This is a genomic window from Vulcanococcus sp., assembly GCF_044369115.1.
Taxonomy (GTDB): domain Bacteria; phylum Cyanobacteriota; class Cyanobacteriia; order PCC-6307; family Cyanobiaceae; genus Vulcanococcus.
In genome coordinates, this window is the sequence record NZ_JBIPMN010000291.1 from 1 (window position 1) to 4,343 (window position 4,343).

11 protein-coding genes are annotated in these 4,343 nt (G+C 62.9%); all 11 read right to left on the reverse strand.

What is annotated here, in order from left to right:
* On the reverse strand, positions 1–286 hold a 286-nt coding region (locus ACIQ2E_RS15210), incomplete at its 3' end, for a 50S ribosomal protein L6 (RefSeq protein ID WP_398332349.1).
* A gap of 16 nt (positions 287–302) precedes the next feature.
* Positions 303–704 (reverse strand): 30S ribosomal protein S8, encoded by a 402-nt coding sequence (gene rpsH / locus ACIQ2E_RS15215; RefSeq protein WP_010311648.1) that lies wholly within the window; start codon positions 702–704, stop codon positions 303–305.
* A gap of 19 nt (positions 705–723) precedes the next feature.
* Positions 724–1,263 (reverse strand): 50S ribosomal protein L5, encoded by a 540-nt coding sequence (rplE, locus tag ACIQ2E_RS15220; RefSeq protein ID WP_398332352.1) that lies wholly within the window; start codon positions 1,261–1,263, stop codon positions 724–726.
* A gap of 66 nt (positions 1,264–1,329) precedes the next feature.
* Positions 1,330–1,686: a 50S ribosomal protein L24 gene (gene rplX, locus ACIQ2E_RS15225; protein ID WP_296453844.1), complete on the reverse strand. Its 357-nt coding sequence runs from the start codon at positions 1,684–1,686 to the stop codon at positions 1,330–1,332.
* Between the two features lies 1 nt (position 1,687).
* Positions 1,688–2,053: a 50S ribosomal protein L14 gene (gene rplN / locus ACIQ2E_RS15230; protein WP_398332354.1), complete on the reverse strand. Its 366-nt coding sequence runs from the start codon at positions 2,051–2,053 to the stop codon at positions 1,688–1,690.
* A gap of 12 nt (positions 2,054–2,065) precedes the next feature.
* The gene (rpsQ, locus tag ACIQ2E_RS15235) at positions 2,066–2,317 is read right to left on the reverse strand and encodes a 30S ribosomal protein S17 (RefSeq protein ID WP_296443254.1); all 252 of its coding nucleotides are present in this window, start codon (positions 2,315–2,317) and stop codon (positions 2,066–2,068) included.
* Positions 2,318–2,334: 17 nt separating this feature from the next.
* Positions 2,335–2,544 (reverse strand): 50S ribosomal protein L29, encoded by a 210-nt coding sequence (rpmC, locus tag ACIQ2E_RS15240; protein WP_010311657.1) that lies wholly within the window; start codon positions 2,542–2,544, stop codon positions 2,335–2,337.
* A gap of 2 nt (positions 2,545–2,546) precedes the next feature.
* Positions 2,547–3,008: a 50S ribosomal protein L16 gene (rplP, locus tag ACIQ2E_RS15245; protein ID WP_296443252.1), complete on the reverse strand. Its 462-nt coding sequence runs from the start codon at positions 3,006–3,008 to the stop codon at positions 2,547–2,549.
* Between the two features lie 16 nt (positions 3,009–3,024).
* Positions 3,025–3,753 carry a 30S ribosomal protein S3 gene (rpsC, locus tag ACIQ2E_RS15250; protein WP_296365560.1) on the reverse strand — a complete coding sequence of 243 codons (729 nt, stop codon included), beginning with the start codon at positions 3,751–3,753 and terminating at the stop codon, positions 3,025–3,027.
* Positions 3,754–3,772: 19 nt separating this feature from the next.
* On the reverse strand, positions 3,773–4,126 hold the full coding sequence (gene rplV, locus ACIQ2E_RS15255; protein WP_398332358.1) for a 50S ribosomal protein L22: 354 nt from the start codon (positions 4,124–4,126) through the stop codon (positions 3,773–3,775).
* 4 nt (positions 4,127–4,130) lie between these two features.
* On the reverse strand, positions 4,131–4,343 hold a 213-nt coding region (gene rpsS, locus ACIQ2E_RS15260), incomplete at its 5' end, for a 30S ribosomal protein S19 (RefSeq protein WP_398332360.1).

The following is a 4,343-nucleotide window of genomic DNA, read 5'->3' on the forward strand; positions in this document are numbered from 1 at the left end:
CGCGGTAGCCCACGCCAACGATCTCGAGCTTGCGGGTATAACCCTGGCTCACCCCTTCCACCATGTTGGCGACGAGGGTGCGGCAGAGGCCGTGGCGCTCGCGGGAGCGGCGGTTGTCGCTGGCAGGCGACACCACGAGGGTGCTGCCGTCCTGGGCGATGGTCACACCGTCGGGGAGGGTGCGGCTCAATTCACCTTTGGGGCCTTTGACCTTGACGTCGAGGCCGCTGAGGGTGACGGTGACGCCGCCCGGCACGGGAATCGGCGCTTTACCAATACGAGACATGGATCAACCTCCCTGATCAGTAGACGTAAGCGAGCACTTCGCCGCCGACGCCCTGCTTGCGGGCATCGCGGTCGCTCATCACACCTTTGGAGGTGGAGATGATGGCCACGCCAAGACCGCCCAGCACCTTGGGCAGCTGGCGGGTGTTCTTGTAGATCCGCAGGCCGGGCTTGCTGACGCGCTGCACGGTACGGATCAGCGGCTGACGGTGCTTGCCGCTGTACTTGAGTTCGAGCACGAGGTGCTTCTCAACGCCTTCACCCTCTTCAGAGATCTCAGCGATGAAACCCTCCTGCTGCAGCACCTTGGCGATGCTGCGTGCCATGCGGGATGCAGGCACCTTGGTGGATTGGTGACGTTTCTCACTCGCATTACGAATGCGGGTGAGCATGTCGGAAATCGGGTCGTGATTGGCCATGGTCGGGTCCGAAGAGGGCTCAGTTACTGCGGAACGGCATTCCCATCTCGCGGAGGAGGGCCCGGCCCTCTTCGTCGTTACGGGCAGTGGTCACGATGGTGATGTCCATGCCCCGGATGGCATCGATCTTGTCGAAGGAGATCTCAGGGAAGATGATCTGCTCCTTCACCCCAAGGGTGTAATTGCCCCGACCGTCAAAGCTCTTGTCGCTCACACCGCGGAAGTCGCGGATGCGGGGCAAGGCCAGGTGGATCAGACGCTCGAGGAACGCATACATGCGGTCGCCACGCAGGGTGACGGCCACACCGATCGGCATGCCCTGACGGATCTTGAAGCCGGCGATGGCTTTCTTGGCGCGGGTCACCATCACCTTCTGACCGGTGATCGTGGCCAGCTCCTCGATGGAGGCCTCGAGGGCCTTGGCATTCTGAGCGGCTTCGCCGAGGCCCCGGTTCACGGTGACTTTCACCACCTTGGGGACTTCGTGGACGTTCGAGAGATTGAGATCCTTCAGCAGCTTGGGCTGGATCTTCTCCCGATAGTTCTGTTTAAGGGACATGACGGGGGACAGGGGTTGCGCTTCTGGGCTTGGTCAGAAGGCGGACAAGGTTGATAGAGAGGAAGATCAGTCGATGATCTCGCCGGTTTTCTTGAGGCGGCGCTTCTTGGTGCCGTCTTTTTCCACCACGATTTCCACGCGGCTCGCCACCTTTTTGTCGGTGGAATACAGCATCACGTTGGAAGCATGCAGGGAAGCTTCCTCGGTGACGATGCGGCCTGTCTCGCCCTCTTGGGTGGGCTTGACATGGCGGGTGCGCAGGTTCACGCCCTGCACCACCACGCGGTTCTCATAGGGAAGGGTGCGCAGAACCTCACCGGTCTTGCCCTTGTCCTTGCCGCTGATCACCTGCACGGTGTCGCCCTTCTTGATGCGCATCTTGGTGCGCACCTGGGGCTTGGCTTTAGGGGTGGCAGTCGCCATCTCAGATCACCTCCGGAGCGAGGGACACGATCTTGGTGAAGTTGCGGTCGCGCAGTTCACGCGCCACGGGACCGAAGACGCGGGTGCCCTTGGGGTTGTTGTCGTTGCCGAGGATCACGGCAGCGTTGTCGTCAAAACGGATCGAATTGCCGTTGACGCGACGCAGCGTGGCCCTGGTGCGCACCACCACAGCCTTGACCACATCCGACTTCTTGACGCCCATGTTGGGCATGGCGTCTTTGACGGCGGCCACGATCACATCGCCCACGTGGGCGTAGCGACGGTTGGTGCCCAGCACACGGATGCACTGGATTCGCTTGGCGCCGCTGTTGTCAGCGACGTTGAGGAATGTTTCCTGTTGAATCATCGGGAGGTCTCCTCAGCTGGCGCTGCTATTGGTCAGCACCTCGGCCACGGCCCAGCGCTTGGTGCGGCTGAGGGGACGGGTTTCGGTGATGCGGACGCGGTCACCCACCTTGCAGGCGTTCTCCTCGTCGTGCGCTTTGTAGCGCTTGGTGCGGCTCACCGTCTTTTGATAGATGGGGTGAGGGAAGCGGTTTTCCACCGCCACCACCACGGTTTTGTCCATCTTGTCGCTGACGACGGTGCCGACCCTTTCCTTGGTTGCCATAACGGTTACTTAGGGGATCAGGAAGCGGCGGAGCGCTGGCGCTCCGTTTGCACCGTCAGCAGCTGGGCCAGCTTGATGCGGGCGGCCTTGAAGCGGTGCGGTTGCTCAAGCCGGCGGGTGGCCTGCTCGAAGCGAAGGGTGAACAGCTCGCGACGGGTGTCGTCGATCTGGGTGGTGATGTCGCCGTCGGAAAGCTTGCGCACCTCGGCGATGTCGGGACGGGCCATGGTCAGGACTCCACGGTGGTGGCCGCCGCGGCAGCCTGGGCAGCTTCCTGATCCGCCAGGGACAGGAACTTGGTCTTCACGGGCAGCTTGTACTGCGCCAGGCGCATGGCTTCCTTGGCGATCTCGGGGGTGATGTCGGCACCGCCCATCTCGAACAGGATGCGACCGGGCTTGATCACGGCCACCCAGAACTCGGGGTTGCCCTTACCGGAACCCATCCGGGTTTCAGCGGGGCGCATGGTCACCGGCTTGTCGGGGAAGATCCGGATCCAGATCTTTCCGCCCCGCTTGACGTAGCGGGTCATGGCACGGCGGCTGGCCTCAATCTGGCGGGAGGTGATCCACCCACACTCTTGGGCCTGCAGAGCGAACTCACCGAAGGCGATGGTGTTGCCACGGGTGGCGACACCGCGCATGCGGCCGCGCTGCTGCTTACGGAATTTGACGCGTCTTGGACTCAGCATGGTTCAGGCCTCCTGATCACTCTTCGTTCGAACGGTCTTCGAACTGTTGGGGCCGGCGGCTTGCGCGGCGCTTCGGCGCAGCACCCACGGGCACCTTGTCCTTATTGCCGGGCAGCACTTCGCCCTTGAACACCCACACCTTGATTCCCAGCACCCCATAGGTGGTGGTGGCCACCTTGGTGGCGTAATCAATGTCGGCGCGCAGGGTGTGCAGAGGCACGCGACCTTCGCGGGTCCATTCGGTACGGGCGATCTCGGCGCCGTTGAGGCGGCCGCTCACCTGAAGCTTGAGGCCAAGAACACCGGCGCGCTGAGCACGCTGGATGGCCATGCGCATCACGCGGCGGAAGGCCACGCGCTTCTCCAGCTGCTGAGCGATGTATTCGGCCAGCAGGTAAGCGTCGGCGTCGACGCGCTCCACTTCCACCACGTTGATCCGCACCTGACGGGCGGAATCACCAATGGTCTTCTGGATGCCGCTGCGCAGCTCCTCGATGCCGCTGCCCTGACGGCCAACGAGCACGCCGGGGCGGGCGGTTTTCAGTTCCACTTCGAGCTGATCAGCCTTGCGGGCGATCACCACGTCGCTGATGCCAGCGGCGCCGTACTTCTTGTGGATGAACTTGCGGATCCGATCGTCTTCCTGAAGAAGCGTCGGGTAGGTCTTGCTGGGGGCGTACCAGCGGGACCGGTGCTCCTGGGTGATCCCCAGGCGCAGGCCGGTTGGATGGATCTTGTGTCCCATCGGTCGGTGTCCTCGGGGGTCAGGCGGCAGGAGCCACAGCAATGCTGATGTGGCAGGTCTTTTTCTGGATCGCGTAGGCGCGACCCTGGGCGCGGGGGCGAAAACGCTTCATCACCGGACCCATGTCCGCCGTGGCGGAGGAGATCACGAGAGAAGAGGGATCGAGACCCAGGTTGTGCTCGGCGTTGGCCACCGCACTGCGCAGCACCTTGGTGATCGGGCCAGTGGAGCGGTAGGGCATGAACTCGAGCATGATCAGCGCATCGCGATAGCTACGACCGCGGATCTGATCGAGCACCCGGCGCACCTTCGAAGCAGAGCCCCGAACGAAACGGCCGTGGGCCTGGGCAGTGGTGGATGTGGTGTTAGCCATGTCCTCAGCGGCCTCCTTTCTTGTCCTTGATGTGGCCGCGGAAGTTGCGCGTGGGCGCAAATTCCCCGAGCTTGTGGCCCACCATTTGCTCCGTCACGTAGACGGGAACGTGGGCCTTGCCGTTGTGGACGGCAATGGTGTGGCCGATCATCATCGGCAGGATGGTGGAAGCACGTGACCAGGTTTTGATCACGGACTTGTCATCGGCCGCGTTCTG